15 protein-coding genes, 1 tRNA gene and 1 pseudogene are annotated in these 14,623 nt (G+C 71.1%); 11 read left to right on the plus strand and 6 right to left on the minus strand.

Annotated features, from left to right (window positions below; genetic code table 11):
* Nucleotides 1–12: 12 nt before the first annotated feature.
* Both KSF81_RS19395 and KSF81_RS19400 read right to left on the minus strand, forming a co-directional pair.
* Nucleotides 13–1,455 carry an NAD(P)-dependent oxidoreductase gene (locus KSF81_RS19395; protein ID WP_217380361.1) on the minus strand — a complete coding sequence of 481 codons (1,443 nt, stop codon included), beginning with the start codon at nucleotides 1,453–1,455 and terminating at the stop codon, nucleotides 13–15.
* Nucleotides 1,456–1,692: 237 nt separating this feature from the next.
* The gene (locus KSF81_RS19400; RefSeq protein ID WP_217380362.1) at nucleotides 1,693–2,655 is read right to left on the minus strand and encodes a complex I NDUFA9 subunit family protein; all 963 of its coding nucleotides are present in this window, start codon (nucleotides 2,653–2,655) and stop codon (nucleotides 1,693–1,695) included.
* 167 nt (nucleotides 2,656–2,822) lie between these two features.
* Here KSF81_RS19400 and KSF81_RS19405 point away from each other — a divergent pair.
* The 8 genes and pseudogenes from KSF81_RS19405 to hpf all read left to right on the plus strand — a co-directional run bounded on the left by KSF81_RS19405 (nucleotide 2,823) and on the right by hpf (nucleotide 9,539).
* Nucleotides 2,823–2,909 (plus strand) — tRNA-Leu (locus KSF81_RS19405).
* A 54-nt stretch (nucleotides 2,910–2,963) separates the two neighbouring features.
* Nucleotides 2,964–3,620 (plus strand): ribonuclease D, encoded by a 657-nt coding sequence (locus KSF81_RS19410; protein ID WP_217381768.1) that lies wholly within the window; start codon nucleotides 2,964–2,966, stop codon nucleotides 3,618–3,620.
* 96 nt (nucleotides 3,621–3,716) lie between these two features.
* On the plus strand, nucleotides 3,717–4,742 hold the full coding sequence (locus tag KSF81_RS19415) for an SIS domain-containing protein (protein WP_217380363.1): 1,026 nt from the start codon (nucleotides 3,717–3,719) through the stop codon (nucleotides 4,740–4,742).
* 89 nt (nucleotides 4,743–4,831) lie between these two features.
* Nucleotides 4,832–5,482 carry an LPS export ABC transporter periplasmic protein LptC gene (gene lptC, locus KSF81_RS19420; protein ID WP_254453625.1) on the plus strand — a complete coding sequence of 217 codons (651 nt, stop codon included), beginning with the start codon at nucleotides 4,832–4,834 and terminating at the stop codon, nucleotides 5,480–5,482.
* Complete coding sequence (locus KSF81_RS19425) at nucleotides 5,479–6,462, plus strand: LptA/OstA family protein (protein WP_217380364.1); 984 nt, start codon at nucleotides 5,479–5,481, stop codon at nucleotides 6,460–6,462. Before lptC ends, KSF81_RS19425 begins: the two co-directional genes overlap by 4 nt.
* Entirely contained in the window at nucleotides 6,459–7,238 is a 780-nt protein-coding gene (gene lptB, locus KSF81_RS19430; RefSeq protein ID WP_217380365.1) for an LPS export ABC transporter ATP-binding protein, read from the plus strand. Before KSF81_RS19425 ends, lptB begins: the two co-directional genes overlap by 4 nt.
* Before the next feature lie 45 nt (nucleotides 7,239–7,283).
* Nucleotides 7,284–8,768, plus strand: coding sequence for an RNA polymerase factor sigma-54 (gene rpoN / locus KSF81_RS19435; protein WP_217380366.1), 1,485 nt, complete (start codon nucleotides 7,284–7,286; stop codon nucleotides 8,766–8,768).
* A 146-nt stretch (nucleotides 8,769–8,914) separates the two neighbouring features.
* Nucleotides 8,915–9,539 (plus strand): annotated as a pseudogene (gene hpf / locus KSF81_RS19440) (ribosome hibernation-promoting factor, HPF/YfiA family).
* Between the two features lie 61 nt (nucleotides 9,540–9,600).
* On the opposite strand, the gene KSF81_RS19445 reads toward hpf, so the two are convergent.
* Both KSF81_RS19445 and KSF81_RS19450 read right to left on the minus strand, forming a co-directional pair.
* The gene (locus KSF81_RS19445) at nucleotides 9,601–9,843 is read right to left on the minus strand and encodes a DUF1150 family protein (RefSeq protein WP_217380367.1); all 243 of its coding nucleotides are present in this window, start codon (nucleotides 9,841–9,843) and stop codon (nucleotides 9,601–9,603) included.
* 55 nt (nucleotides 9,844–9,898) lie between these two features.
* On the minus strand, nucleotides 9,899–10,402 hold the full coding sequence (locus tag KSF81_RS19450) for an Hsp20 family protein (RefSeq protein WP_217380368.1): 504 nt from the start codon (nucleotides 10,400–10,402) through the stop codon (nucleotides 9,899–9,901).
* Between the two features lie 215 nt (nucleotides 10,403–10,617).
* On the opposite strand from KSF81_RS19450, the gene def reads away from it, so the two are divergent.
* The 3 genes from def to truA are packed head-to-tail and all read left to right on the plus strand — an operon-like array spanning nucleotide 10,618 to nucleotide 12,844.
* Entirely contained in the window at nucleotides 10,618–11,160 is a 543-nt protein-coding gene (def, locus tag KSF81_RS19455; RefSeq protein ID WP_217380369.1) for a peptide deformylase, read from the plus strand.
* A 32-nt stretch (nucleotides 11,161–11,192) separates the two neighbouring features.
* On the plus strand, nucleotides 11,193–12,083 hold the full coding sequence (gene fmt, locus KSF81_RS19460; protein ID WP_217381771.1) for a methionyl-tRNA formyltransferase: 891 nt from the start codon (nucleotides 11,193–11,195) through the stop codon (nucleotides 12,081–12,083).
* The gene (gene truA / locus KSF81_RS19465; RefSeq protein WP_217380370.1) at nucleotides 12,083–12,844 is read left to right on the plus strand and encodes a tRNA pseudouridine(38-40) synthase TruA; all 762 of its coding nucleotides are present in this window, start codon (nucleotides 12,083–12,085) and stop codon (nucleotides 12,842–12,844) included. Before fmt ends, truA begins: the two co-directional genes overlap by 1 nt.
* A gap of 3 nt (nucleotides 12,845–12,847) precedes the next feature.
* Here the strand turns inward: truA and KSF81_RS19470 are convergent, their stop codons facing one another.
* Together KSF81_RS19470 and dapE are read right to left on the minus strand one after the other, a co-directional pair.
* Nucleotides 12,848–13,408, minus strand: a complete 561-nt coding sequence (locus KSF81_RS19470; RefSeq protein ID WP_217380371.1) for a hypothetical protein — start codon at nucleotides 13,406–13,408, stop codon at nucleotides 12,848–12,850.
* 62 nt (nucleotides 13,409–13,470) lie between these two features.
* Nucleotides 13,471–14,616, minus strand: a complete 1,146-nt coding sequence (gene dapE, locus KSF81_RS19475; protein ID WP_254453626.1) for a succinyl-diaminopimelate desuccinylase — start codon at nucleotides 14,614–14,616, stop codon at nucleotides 13,471–13,473.
* Between the last annotated feature and the right edge of the window lie 7 nt (nucleotides 14,617–14,623).

A 14,623-nucleotide genomic window follows, 5' to 3' on the forward strand; every position in this document is an offset into this window, starting at 1 on the left:
CATCCATGTCGGTCACTCCGCCGCCGTTGCCAGCGTTTCGCTGGCCTTTTGCCGCACATACCGGTCGATCTGGTCCGCCGCATCGCGGCCGTCGCGGATCGCCCAGACCACCAGCGAGGCGCCGCGCACGATGTCGCCGCCGGCGAAGACGCCGGGCAATTCGGTCATCATGGTGCGGTGATGCACCTTCAGCGTGCCCCAGCGCGTCACCGCCAGCCCCGGCTCGTTGAACATCGCAGGCATGTCCTCCGGGTCGAAGCCAAGCGCGGTGATGGCGAGGTCGCAGGGCTGCACGAAATGGCTGCCCGGGATCGGCGCCACCTGCTGCCGACCGGTGGCATCCGGCAGGCCGAGATGCATCCGCACCGCGCGCACGCCGGTCACCTGCGTATCGCCGAGAAAGGCTTCCGGCGCCGCCAGCCAGGTGAAGGTCACGCCTTCCTCCTCGGCATTCTTCACCTCGCGCATGGAACCCGGCATGTTGGCCCGGTCGCGCCGGTAGAGGCAGGTGACGGAGGTGGCGCCCTGCCGCACCGCGGTGCGCACGCAATCCATGGCGGTATCGCCGCCGCCCACCACCACCACCGCCTTGCCCCCCGCATCCAGCGCGCCGGAGGCGAAGGCCGGTACCGCATCCCCGAGATTGTCGCGGTTGGAGGCGGTGAGGTAGTCGAGCGCCGGCACGATGCCCGGCAGGCCAATGCCGGGGCAGGCGATGTCGCGCGCCTTGTAGACGCCGGTGCCAATGAAGACCGCATCATGCCGCTCGCGCAATTCGGCGATGCTGATATCGGTGCCGATGGCGCAGTTCAGGTGGAAATGGATTCCGCCCTCCTCGAACTGCTTCCAGCGGCGCAGCACCACCTCCTTCTCCAGCTTGAAGTTGGGGATGCCGTAGATCATCAGCCCGCCGACCCGGTCGTAGCGGTCATAGACATGCACCTGGTAGCCGCGGGTGCGCAGCCGCTCGGCCACCGCCAACCCGGCGGGACCGGCACCGATGATGCCGACGCTCCAGGACAATTCCCGGCGCGGCTTCGGCGCCTGCACCCAGCCCCGCTCCCAGGCGGTATCGGTGATGTATTTCTCGACCGCGCCGATGGTGACGCTCTCGAAGCCCTTCTCGATGACGCAATTGCCCTCGCAGAGCCGGTCCTGCGGGCAGATGCGGCCGCAGATCTCGGGGAAGGTATTGGTGGCGGAGGAGACCTCATAGGCTTCCTCCAGCCGGCCTTCCGCGGTCAGCTTCAGCCAGTCCGGAATGTTGTTATGGAGCGGGCAGTGGATCTGGCAGAAGGGCACGCCGCACTGGCTGCACCGGCTGGACTGCTCGGCCGCGGCCGCCTCCGCGAATTCCCGGTAGATCTCGCCGAAATCGCTGCGCCGTGCGGCCAGATCGCGTTTCTCGGGCTGGGCCTGCGACAGGCGCACGAATTGCAGCATCCGCTCGGCCATGGTGGCGATCCCCGAAGTCTCGTTGTGGAGCCGCAGCGTCTGGGTTGCGGCGGGCGCAGGCCCAGCCGAGACCGGGCGGCGCCGCAGCCTGCATGCAGCGCAGCATTAATGGCCCGGCAACGGCGGCGCCAGTGTTTTTTCGCCGTCAGGTCAAAGAGCCTGACCTATTCGGCGCTAAGTTGGGGTGGCCTCAACCTGGGCAGCCGATTTCCCAAGCCAGTAAGGCCCGAATCGGACCTAACCCATCGCGCCTTGCGGCCGGCGGCCGCCGCCCTCCCGGAACCGGGTCAGATAGCCGGGCACCACGGCCTCCAGCGCGCTCGGGGAAATGCCGAGTTCAGGCAGCCCCGGCGCCCCTTCCGCCACCACATTGTCGTGGCCGAGCATCAGCAACTGGTCCCGGGTCAGCGGCGGATTCGGCAGGAATTCGGAGAACCGCGCCTGCATCCGCGCCAGCCCAAGCGGGATATCCACCAGTGGTTTGCGGTATCCGGTCGTGTCGAGCACGAATCGCTGCACTTCCCGAAAGCTCAGGCTGCGCGGCCCGCCGAGTTCATAGGTCCGGCCCGGCGCATCCTCCCGCTCCGCCGCCGCCAGGACGGCATCCGCCACGTCGCCGACATAGACCGGCTGGAAGCGCGTATTCCCGGCGATCACCGGCATGAAGGGCAGCATCCGCGCCAGACCGGCGAAGCGGTTGAAGAACTGGTCCTCCGGCCCGAAGACGATGGAGGGGCGCAGGATGGTCGCCTGCGGGAAGGCGGCGCGCACCGCCGCCTCGCCCTCCCCCTTGCTGCGGCCATAGGCGCTCCGGCTCGCAGGGTCGGCACCGATGGCCGAGACATGCACCAACCGCTCCACCCCGGCGGCGGCGGCGATCCGGGCGACCAGTCCGGCGCCCTCGACATGGATGCGCTGGAAGTCGCCGCGGCGCCGCTCATGCAGGATGCCGACCAGGTTCACCACCAGGTCGGCGCCGGCCACAGCACGCTCCACTGCGCCCGCATCCACCACGCTGGCCGCCAGCGGCACGATCTGCCCGACCCGTCCCTGGGTCTGCAGGAAGCGCGCGCCCCCCGGATCGGTGGTGGCCACGCGCACCACGTAGTCCCGATGGGCCAGGCGCTGCACCACATAGCGGCCGATGAAGCCGGAGCCCCCGAAGACCGTGGCGATTTTGCGTATCGTGGTTCCGCGCATGATCCGAGGGCTCCAATCCAGGCCGGCGCCGGACCATATGGAAGCGGCGGGGCGGCGCCAAGCCGCCAAGGGGCGCAAACGCGCAACCAGCCGCTTGACGGTTTCGGGCCGCGCCTCTAATAGCGCCGCCTCCGGTGCCATTATTGGGTGCCGCAGCCGCAGCCTGTGCCCAGGTGGTGGAATTGGTAGACGCGCTGGCTTCAGGTGCCAGTGACCGCAAGGTCGTGAAGGTTCGAGTCCTTTCCTGGGCACCACTCCCCCCGCGGCGGGAGACAGCAGTGACAACGACACTCTTCGCCCGCAACGCCATGGCCCCGGGCCGTGGGACAGGGAGCCGCGCCGTGATCCGCCTGCACCGGAACGACCTGCCGGATGGCCTCGCCTTCGGCCCGATGGTTGCGATCGATACCGAAACCATGGGTCTCAACCCGCATCGCGACCGGCTCTGCCTGGTGCAGCTCTCGGCCGGCGACGGCGACGCGCATCTGGTGCAGATCCTGCCCGAGTCGCTCGGCGGCCGCGGTGCCGACTGCCCCAATCTCAAGCGCCTGCTGGAAGACCCGGCGGTGACCAAGCTGTTCCATTTCGCGCGCTTCGATTGCGCCGCCCTGCAGCGCCATCTCGGCGTCACGGTGGCCCCGGTGATCTGCACCAAGGTGGCCTCCAAGCTGGTGCGGACCTTCACCGACCGGCACGGCCTGAAGGATCTCTGCAAGGAGTTGCTGGGGGTCGAGGTCTCGAAGCAGCAGCAGAGCTCGGACTGGGGCGCCCCAGACCTCACGCCGGAGCAGCTCGCCTATGCGGCCTCCGACGTGCTGCACCTGCACGCCCTCTGGTCCCGGCTCGAGGGGCTGCTGCGGCGGGAGGGGCGGCTGGCCCTGGCCGAGGCCTGCTTCCGCTTCCTGCCGGCACGGGGCGAGCTGGACCTGCTGGGCTATGAGGACCCGGACATTCTCGCGCATTAAGCGCGCGCCACGCTCCTGCAAGCCCTGGCATGATTCTTGTTTGAAGCATCCACCGGCTCGTTGACCCTGGGGGCAGGCCAGCCCATACATCCGGCCGTGGACCTTTCCCTCACTCCCTCCTCGCCCGGCCCCGGCCAAGAGCCCGGGGCCGATGCCGATCTCGCCGTTGCCCGCCGCGTGCTGGCCCAGGAGGCGGAGGGGCTCGGCCTGCTCGGCACCGCGCTGGACGAAGGCTTCGGCCGTGCCGCCGGGCTGCTGGCCGCCGCCACCGGGCGGGTGGTGGTGAGCGGCATGGGCAAGTCCGGCCATGTCGCCCGCAAGATCGCCGCCACCTTCGCCTCCACCGGCACGCCCGCGCTGTTCGTTCATCCGGCCGAGGCCAGCCACGGCGATCTCGGCATGATCGTGGCCGGGGATGCGGTGCTGGCGCTGTCGAATTCGGGCGAAACCCCGGAACTGGCCGATCTCGTCGCCCATGCCCGCCGCTTCGGCCTGTCGCTGGTGGGCATCACCGGCCGGGCCGAGAGCGCGCTGGCCCGTGCCGCGGATGTGGCGCTGGTGCTCCCCGCCGCGCCGGAAGCCTGCCCGATGGGCCTGGCGCCGACCACCAGCACCACCATGCAGATGGCGCTGGGCGATGCGCTGGCGGTGGCCCTGCTGACCCGGCGTGGCTTCAGCGCGGCCGATTTCCGCGTCTTCCACCCCGGCGGGAAGCTCGGCGCGCAGCTCTCCCGGGTGCGCGACCTGATGCATGTCGGTGCCGAGATGCCGCTGGCGCCGCCCGATCTCCGCATGGATGCCGCGCTGGTGGCGATGACCGCCAAGCGTTTCGGCTGCCTCGGCATCGTGGAGGATGGGCGGCTGGTCGGCGTCATCACCGATGGCGACCTGCGCCGGGCGCTGGAACCCGGCGGCGCCGCAGCGGAAGGCGGCCTGCTCACCCGTACCGCCGCGGAGGTGATGACCCGCGGCCCCCGCAGCATCGGCCCCGAGGCGCTGGCGGCCGAGGCGCTGCGGCTGATGAACGAGCGTTCGATCACGGCGCTCTTCGTGGTGGACGCGGCCGGCGCGCCGGTCGGCATCCTGCATGTGCACGACCTGCTGCGCGCGGGCGTGGCATGAGCCAGGCCATGCCGGACCGTCCGCCACCCGAATCGCCCTCTTCCATTCCTGTGGCTACCCCTGCGCCCTCCCCCGTGGCCGAGAAGCCCATGGCGGCGCCGTCCCGCCACATGCTGCCGCCCTCCCGGCAGCGCCGGGCGCCGACCTCGGGGCAGATGGCGCGCCGGCGCTTCTTCGTCAGCGTATCGAAGCGGCTGCTGCCGGCGCTGGCGCTGGCGCTGCTCGCGCTCGTGGTGTTCTGGCCGGAGATCGAGGGCAATGAGGACCGCTCCCGCGTCAGCTTCCGCCGCACCACGCAGCCGCGCCCGGAGGCGCTGCGGGTGGTGAACCCGCGCTACCAGGGCATCGACGAGCTGAACCGCCCCTATACCGTCACCGCCAATGCCGGGCAGCAGCAGGGCAGCGCCGAGATCCTCGACCTCGATGAGCCGCGCGCCGATATCCTGTTGACCGATGGCGGCTGGATCTACCTGCAGGCCCGCAAGGGCCGCTACGACAAGCCGGACAGCCATCTCGACCTCGCCGGCGAGGTCACGATCTACCACGACAACGGCACCATGCTGCGGACCGATCAGGCCGCGGTGGAGATCGATGCCGGAACCGCCAGCGGCGACCAGCCGGTGGCGGCGCAGGGTCCCTTCGGGACCCTCACCTCCGAGGGCTTCCGCCTGGCGGATCGCGGCGCGGTGGTGGTCTTCACCGGCCGCGCCCATGCGGTGCTGGAAGGCGGCCGGGAATGAGGCGCCTGCTCCTCGCCGCCGCCCTGGCCCTGCCGCTGGCCGGCGCCGTGCTGGACCGGGCGCCGGCCCAGGGCATCGACCTCTCGCAGGGCGGGCCGGTGGATGTCACCGCCACCGACGGCATCGAATGGCGCCAGGCGGAGCAGGTGGTGATCGCCCGCGGCAATGCGCGCGCGGTGCGCGGCGGCGTCACCGTGGATGCGGACCGGCTGCTGGCCCGCTACCGTCCCACCGGCGGGCGGGCGGCCGCGCCGCCGCCCCCGGCCACCGGGGCGCCCGGCGAATCGGCGCTCGGCGGCAGCAGCGAGATCTGGCGGCTGGAGGCGGAGGGCGGGGTGAAGATCTCCACCGCCACCGATACCGCCCGGGGCGAGCGCGCCGTCTATGACATCGACCAGGCGGTGCTGGTGCTGAGCGGGCGGAACCTGTCCCTCACCACGCCGCAGCAGACCATCACCGCCCGCGACAGCCTGGAATACTGGAGCGCGCGGCGCATGGCGGTGGCGCGCGGCAATGCGGTGGTGGTGGACACCCAGGAGGGGCGCCGCATCACCGCCGACACCCTGGTTGCCTATTTCCTGGAAGGCCCCGCCGCGCCCGGCCAGACCTCGCCGCCGCCGGTGGCCCGCCCGGCGGCCCAGGGCGAACAGGAGGTGCCGGGTGCCGGCCGGATCGACCGTGTCGAGGCTTTCGGCAATGTCGAGATCCGCACGCCGACCGATGTGGTGCGCGGCGATCGCGGCGTCTACAGCCCGGCCACCGGTATGGCCCGGCTGCTCGGCGATGTCCGCATCACCCGCGGCGAGAATCAGCTCAATGGCCGGGAGGCGATCGTGAACATGCGGACCGGCGTGGCCCGGCTGGTGGCCGCGCCCGGCGCCCGGGTGCAGGGCCTGATCCTGCCGAACCAGCAGCAGGGCGACCCGGCGGCGGCGCTGCCCGGCGCCGGGTCCGCCCCAACGGAGCGCCGCGGACGATGAATCGGCAAGCTGCCATCGGCATCGGGCAAGGCCCGCTGCGCGCCCTGCCCGGAGAGGGCGGGCTTTCCGCCACCGGGCTCGGCAAGCGCTACCGCAAGCGGCCGGTGGTGCGGAACGTCTCCATCAGCCTGCGGCGCGGCGAGGCGGTGGGGCTGCTCGGCCCGAACGGCGCGGGCAAGACCACGACCTTCTACATGATCACCGGCCTGGTGCAGCCCGACGAGGGCCAGGTGGTGCTGGACGGGCATGACGTGACGCATCTGCCGATGTATTGCCGCGCCCGCCTCGGCCTCGGCTACCTGCCGCAGGAGGCCTCGATCTTCCGCGGCCTCTCGGTGGAGGACAATATCCGTGCCGCGCTGGAGGTGGTGGAGCCGGTGCGCGACCGCCGGGAGCAGATGCTGGATGCGCTGCTGGCGGAATTCGGCATCGCGCATCTCCGCCGCGCCCCGGCCCTGGCGCTGTCCGGCGGCGAGCGGCGGCGCTGCGAGATCGCCCGCGCGCTGGCCACTCATCCTTCCTACATCCTTCTGGACGAACCTCTGGCCGGCATCGACCCGATCGCGGTGGGCGAGATCCGCGATCTGGTGAAACACCTGAAGGACCGGGGCATCGGCGTGCTGATCACCGACCACAATGTGCGGGAGACGCTGGAGATCATCGACCGCGCCTATATCCTGCATGACGGCCAGGTGCTGATGGAGGGCACGCCGCGCGACATCGTGGCGCATGAGGGCGTGCGGCGCGTCTATCTCGGCGAGAGGTTCAGTCTCTGACCCCGCCATGCCGGTAGCCGCCACGTCCCATCCGGGGCTGCCGCCATGAGCATGGCCCCCCGCCTCGACCTCCGGCAATCCCAGTCGCTGGTCATGACGCCGCAGCTGCGGCAGGCCATCAAGCTGCTGCAGTCGAGCAATATCGAGGTTTCCGCCTTCGTCGAGGAGGAGCTGGAGCGGAACCCGCTGCTGGAACGCGACGAGCGTGTCCTGCCCGGCCCCGATGACGGCCTCCGCGCCGACCCGCTGCCGCCCGCGCCCGCCACCCCTGACAGCCACGCCGCCGCAACCTCCGATTCCCTGCCCTCCGAGGCGCAGGCGCCACTCGATGCCGATTGGAGCAATGTCTACGATTCCGGCGGCAGCTATGAGACCCCCCATGGCAGCGGCGGCCGCGCCGATTTCGCCGATGACCTCTCCGGCGTCGAGGACCTGGCCGGGGCTGGGCGGACGCTGCGCGAGCATCTCGGCGAGCAGCTTCGCCTCACCTTCAGCGACCCGCAGGACCGGCTGATCGCGGCGCAGATGCTGGCGCTGGTGGATGCCGCCGGCAGGCTGGCGGTTCCGGACCAGGCGCTGGCGGAAGCGCTTGGCTGCGAGGTGGCGAAGGTCGCCGCGGTGCGCCAGCGCATGCAGCGCTTCGACCCGGTCGGCATGTTCTGCCGCGACCTGCGCGAATGCCTGGCCGTGCAGCTCGCCGAGCGCAACCGGCTCGACCCCGCCATGGCGGCGCTGCTCGACAACCTGGAATTGCTGGCGCGGCGCGACCGGCCGGCGCTGATGCAGATCTGCGGCGTCGATGCGGAGGACCTGGCGGATATGATCGCCGAGATCCGCCGCCTCGACCCCAAGCCCGGCGCCAGCTTCGACAGCGCCCCCGCGCCGGTGGTGGTGCCGGATGTGCTGATGCGCCGCGCCCCCGATGGCGGCTGGCTGTTGGAATTGAACCCGGAGACGCTGCCGCGCGTTCTGCTTAATCGCGGCTTCCATGCCCGTGCCCAGACCGGTCTCCGCTCCCGCGACGACCGGGCCTTCCTGGCGGAGCAATTACAGAGTGCCAATTGGCTGTTGAAGAGCCTGGAACAGCGCGCCACCACCATCCTGAAGGTCGCCAGCGAGATCGTCCGGCGGCAGGATGGCTTCTTCCGCCATGGCGTCGGCCATCTGCGGCCCCTGATCCTGCGGGATGTCGCGGAGGAGGTGGCGATGCATGAAAGCACCGTCAGCCGGGTCACGGCCAACAAGTACCTCGCAACCCCGCGTGGCACCTTCGAGTTGAAGTACTTCTTCACCACCGCCATCGCCGGCACCGGCAGCGGTGAAACCCACAGCGCCGAGGCGGTGCGGCACCGCATCCGCGCGATGATCGGGGCGGAGGACCCGGAGGCCATCCTTTCCGACGACGCGATCGTGGATCGGCTGCGGCAGGAAGGCGTGGACATCGCCCGCCGGACCGTGGCCAAATACCGGGAGGCGCTGCGGATACCGAGTTCGGTGCAGCGCAAGCGGGAAAAGGCCGTCCCGGCCTGACCCTGCCGGCCAGTCATTCCCTGGGGCGCAGCCCTGGGGGCATTGATCGGCCGGTACAAGACGGAGCCCCTCGGCAATACTGCCGTGCGGCCGCCGCCGGTGAACCGGGCGGACCCTTCCCGACACTGAGAGGAGGGTTGGTCCTTATGCACATCACCGTTGCGGGCAAGCAGGTCGAAACCGGCGAGGCGCTGAAGACGCATGTCCGGGAAGGCCTCAATACCATTGCACGCAAGTATTTCGACCACGCAGTGGAGGCGAATGTCACCTTCCGCCGCGACCGGTCCTTCTTCGCCTGCGATATCAACCTCAAGGCCGGCCGTGGCCTGCTGATGCGGGGCGAGGGGGGAAGGCGCCGATGCCCACCGGGCCTTCGAGGTGGCGGCCGAGCATGTCGCCAAGCGGTTGCGCCGCTACCGCCGCCGGGTGAACGACCACGCCCGCAGCCAGGCGGAGAACCGCACCGAGGCCGAAACTGCGACTCAATACATCCTGCAGCCGGAGGAGGAGACGGAGGAGACGGCCTCCACACCGGAGGACGAGGCCGGAACGGTGAACGGCCACGCCCTGGAAGGGACGCCGGACCGCAGCCTCATCGTGGCGGAACAGGCAACCGAGATCGTCAGGCTATCGGTGGGTGAAGCGGTGATGCGCCTGGATCTGGCGCAATTGACGGTGCTGATGTTCCGCAACAGCGGATCGGGCACCCTGAACGTGGTCTATCGCCGGCCGGATGGCTGCGTCGGCTGGATCGATACCCCCGCGGCCTGAACGCCGCGCTTCCCCCTCCCCCGCAGGCTTGCGGGGGAGGTTCCGGGCGCGATCCTGGAGTTCAGTGCACCAGCACCGGCTCCATCTCGTTCTCCAGGATGGCGGCGATCGCGAGTTGCGCGTTGGGCGCGGCACCGATCGGGGTGCCGTCCGCGGCGTGGATCGCGATGGCCTGCACGCCATTCACCAGGACCGGGCGGATATAGGCGACCTCCTGGAGGCCGAAACGCGCCCAATCCGCCACGGAAAGCTGCTTCAGGGAGACCGGCGGCTGCGCGCCGCCCGGACCATCTTTGCCGCTCATCATGTCATCTCCTTTCCGCATGGCTGCATGGCCCATGCGCTAGCTGGCGCCCGGTTCAGAGGCTCTCGCCCCGATTGGCACGCCCTTCCACGATCATATGCCCCACGCCACCGGCCGAGGGCTTGGCCGCGCCATTGCCCTTGGCTGCACTGCCGCCGGTGATCTCGATCTTCCGGACCCGCACCTCCGGCTGCGGCCGGCGGAGGTCCACATGCAGCAACCCGTTGTCGAGCCAAGCACCCTCCACCTCGATCCCCTCGGCCAGCACGAAGGCGCGCTGGAACTGCCGCGCGGCGATGCCGCGATGCAGGAAGATGCGGCCCTCGGAATCATCCCGCTGCCGGCCGCGGATCACCAATTGGTTGTCCTCCTGGGTGATCTGGAGGTCGTCCATTGCGAAGCCGGCCACGGCCAGGGTGATGCAGAGGCGGTTATCGGCGGTTTGTTCGATATTATAGGGCGGATAGCCGTCGGCACTCTTCGCGACGCGGTCGAGCATCTGTTCCAGATGGTCGAAGCCGAGAAACAACGGCGAGCCAAAAACCGAAGAGCGTGACATGGCCAGGGCCTCCTCATCCCGAGCGAAGCATGCCGGCAGGGCCCGAAGCACCCCGCCGCGCCCCAGATGTTGTCGGGCGGCCCGGACGTTGCAAGGGGCTGGCGCGAGGGCTACATGCCGGCTCCGCCCCGTGGCCGATCCCGGCCGCGGGCTTCCTCGCCGCAAGGCTCCTCCTTCCTGGACCGGCGGCAGAACGAGACACGCTCCCCCGCGCCATGCCCGATACCCCGCCCGACGCCGACCTCTTGCTGCCGATCCTGCTGGTGCCCGACCCTCGGCTGCGCGCCAAGTGCCGCCCCGTCGGCCCCGGCGACGCCGACCAGGTGCGCGCCCTGGCGCCGCGCATGCTGGAGAGCATGTATCGCGCCCCCGGCATCGGCCTGGCCGCGCCGCAGGTAGGTTCCGCGCTCCGGTTCATGGTGGTGGACCTGCAGCCGGAGGAAAAGCCCGATCCGATGGTGCTGGTGAACCCGGAAATCCTCGCCGCCAGCGCCGAGACGGCGGTGCGGGAGGAGGGCTGCCTCTCCCTGCCCGGCCAATATGCGGATGTGACGCGCCCGGCCCGGGTGAAGCTGCGCTTCCAGGACCTCACCGGCGCGCGCCGGGAGGTCGAGGCGGAGGGGCTGCTCGCCACCTGCCTGCAGCATGAGCTGGATCATCTGGATGGCGTGCTCTTCATCGACCACCTGACCCCGCTCAAGCGCAACATGATCCTGCGCCGCCTGGCCAAGGACCTGAAGGCGAAGGCGCGGGAGTGAGCGGCCCGGGTCGGCCGCTTCGCCTCGCCTTCATGGGCAGCCCGGAATTCGCGGTGCCGGCGCTGCGGGCGCTGCATGCGGCTGGGCATGCGATCGCCGCGGTCTATTGCAAGCCGCCGCGCCCCGCCGGCCGCGGCCAGCGCGAGACGCCCTGCCCCGTGCATCGCGCGGCGCTCGATCTCGGCCTGCCGGTCCGCACCCCGGCGCGGCTCCGGCGCGATGCGGCCGAGCATGCCGGTTTCGCGGCGCTCGATCTCGATGCGGCGGTGGTGGCCGCCTATGGGCTGATCCTGCCCGCGCCCATGCTGGAAGCGCCGCGTCGCGGCTGCCTCAACATCCATGCCTCGCTGCTGCCGCGCTGGCGCGGCGCGGCGCCGATCCAGGCGGCGATCCTGGCGGGCGATGCGGTCTCCGGCATCACCATCATGCAGATGGAGGAGGGGCTGGACACCGGCCCGATGCTGCTGCGCGGCGAGGTGCCGATCGGCCCGCGCACCACCACCCCGGACCTGCATGATGCGCTGGCGGAACTCGGCGCCCGGTTGGCGCCTGAGGCGCTGGCGCTGAACCCACCGGCCGTGCCGCAGCCCGAAGCCGGCGTGACCTATGCCCCGAAGCTCACCAAGGCGGATGGCCGGCTGGACTGGCGCCAGGATGCCGCCGCGCTGGACCGCCGCGTGCGCGCCCTCAACCCCTGGCCCGGCACCTTCTTTGAAACCGGCGGCGAGGCGATCCGGGTGCTCGCGGCCGAACCTGCCACGGGCGGCGGCACGCCCGGCACGGTTCTGGACAGCGAGGCCACCATCGCCTGCGGCCGGGGCGCGCTGCGCCTCACCCGCCTGCAACGCCCCGGTCGCGGCCCCCTGCCTGCCGCCGATTTCCTGCGCGGCTTCCCGCTGCCGCCAGGCATGGCGCTGGGCTGATGCCCGTCTATGCCCTGATGCTGGAATTCGACGGCGCCCCTTTCGTCGGCTGGCAGCGGCAGGCGGAAGGCCTCTCCGTCCAGCAGGTGCTGGAGGAAGCGGCGGCGCGGCTGAATGGCGGCATCCCGCCGACCGCCATCGCCTCCGGCCGCACCGATTCCGGCGTGCATGCCGAGGCGCTCGTGGTGCAGATGGAAATCGCCCGCGAATTGCCGCCGGAGCGGCTGCGGGAGGCGCTGAACTTCCACACCCGCCCGCATCCCCTCTCGGTGCGGCGCGCCGCCCTGGCGCCGGAGGGCTGGAATGCCCGCTTCTCCGCCACCCGCCGCGGCTACCGCTACCGCATCCTGAACCGCCGGCCGCGCCCGGCGCTGGATCTCGGCCGGGTCTGGCACATCCAGCACCGGCTCGATGCCGTGGCGATGCATGCGGCGGCGCAGGGGCTGCTCGGCCGGCACGATTTCTCGGCCTTCCGCGCCGCCGCCTGCCAGGCCGCCTCGCCGCTCCGCACCCTGGACCGGCTGGAGGTCAGCCGGCTCGGCGAGGAGGTGGTGATCCTGGCGGAGGCGCGCAGCTTCCTGCACCACCAGGTCCGCAACCTGGTCGGCACCTTGGTGCAGGTGGGCGATGGCCGGCGCGGCGTGGAATGGCCGCGCCGCGTGCTGCAAGGCCGCGACCGCGGCCAGGCTGGCCAGACCGCGCCGCCGGAGGGGCTGACCTTCCTCTTCGCCCGCTATCCGCAGGAGCCGGACTGGGTGTGAGCCTCAGCCACCCGACACCTTCCGCACCAGCCCGCCGATGAAGATGCCGATGACCATGTCGAGCGCCACGAAGCCCAGCGCCTGGCGGCTGCCGAGCCGGAGCGCCGCCTTCGCCACGAACCATTCGATCCACAGCGCATAGCCCAGCGCCGCCAGCCCCAGCCCCTGCGCCAGCAGGGGCGGCAGGCCCAGCGCCGCCGGCACGGTCAGCGCCAGCAGCACCAGGTATTGCACCACATTGGTCCAGTTCCAGGCGGCGATGAAATGCGCCCATTCCGCTTCCCGCTGCACCGCCCGGGCCAGCGGCAGGGCGGCCAGCGCGAAACCGACCCAGGCACAGGCATAGCCGATCAGCTCGGCCACCAGCGCAAGCCCGGTCCCGGCCGCCGCATCCGTCTCGCCGGACCAGGCCAGGAAGCGGAGCGCCAGGAAGGCCGGCAGGCAGATGGCGGCGGCCCAGAAGCTGCGGGCGACGCCGGCCGGCGTCTCCTCGATCAGCATCAGCCCATGCGCATGGCCGCGCGCCAGCATGAAGGCGCCACGCAGCCCGGCCTCGATCACCATGTTGAGCGGTGGTGGCGGCTGCGGCGCGACCGGGGGCGGGCTGCCCTGCTGGCCGGTCCCGCTCAGGCGAATGCCTCCTCGAGCACCATGCGGTAGAGCGCCGCCAGATCGCGCAATTCCGCCACCGGCACGCTTTCATTCACCTGGTGCAGGCTGCTGCCGAGGCCACCCAGCTCCGCAACCGGGCAGAACCGCGCGATGAACCGGGCATCGGAGGTGCCGCCGCCGGTATCCAGCCGCGGCGCCGCCCCGGTGGCACGCTCCACCGCGCGCTTCAGCAGGTCCACGAAGGGCCCGGGCGAGGTGAGGAAACTCTCGCCCGAGACGGCGACGCGCATCTCGTAGCGCGCCTCCTCGGCCCGCAGCGCGGCGTGCAGCCGCTCGGTCAGGCCAGTGCTGTCATGGTGGTCGTTGAAGCGGATGTTCAGCATCGCCCGTGCCTCGGCGGGGATGACGTTGCTCGCGGCATTGCCGGTCTCGAAGCCGGTGACCTGCAGGGTGCTCGGCTCGAACCACGCGCTGCCGGCATCCAGCGGCTCGGCGGTCAGGCGCCCCAGCACCCGCAGCAGGCGATGCACCGGGTTGTCGGCGCGCTGCGGATAGGCGCTATGGCCCTGGGTGCCGAAGACGGTGATCCAGGCGGTCATGCTGCCGCGCCGGCCGATCTTGACGATGTCGCCGAGCGCCGCGCGGGAGGTCGGCTCGCCCACCAGCGCCATGTCGGGGATCTGGCCATTGGCCGCCATCCAGTCCAGCACGCGGGCGGTGCCGTCCAGCGCGGGGCCTTCCTCGTCGCCGGTGATGAGCAGGCTGATGCTGCCGGGGTGGCTCGGATTGGCGGCCAGGAAATCGCCGAGCCCGGCGACGAAGGCGGCGATGCCGCCCTTCATGTCGCAGGCGCCGCGCCCGTACAGCACGCCATCCCGCACCGCCGCGGCGAAGGGATCGTCCACCCAGCCGGCGGTGCCGGGCGGCACCACATCGGTATGGCCGGCATAGCAGAAATGCGGGCCCTCCGTGCCGCGCCGGGCAAAGAGGTTCTCCACTTCCTGTCCCTCGGGGCCGAAGCGCAGCCGGTGGCAGGTGAAGCCGAGCGGCCGCAGCGCCGCCTCCAGCACGGCCAGCGCGCCGTTATCGGCCGGCGTCACGCTGCGGCAGCGGATCAGCGCCTGCGCGAGCGGCAGCGGGTCGGTCGGGGTGTTCCGCAAGGCGCGG

The sequence above is a fragment of the Siccirubricoccus sp. G192 genome (assembly GCF_019084075.1).
Lineage (GTDB): Bacteria > Pseudomonadota > Alphaproteobacteria > Acetobacterales > Acetobacteraceae > G192.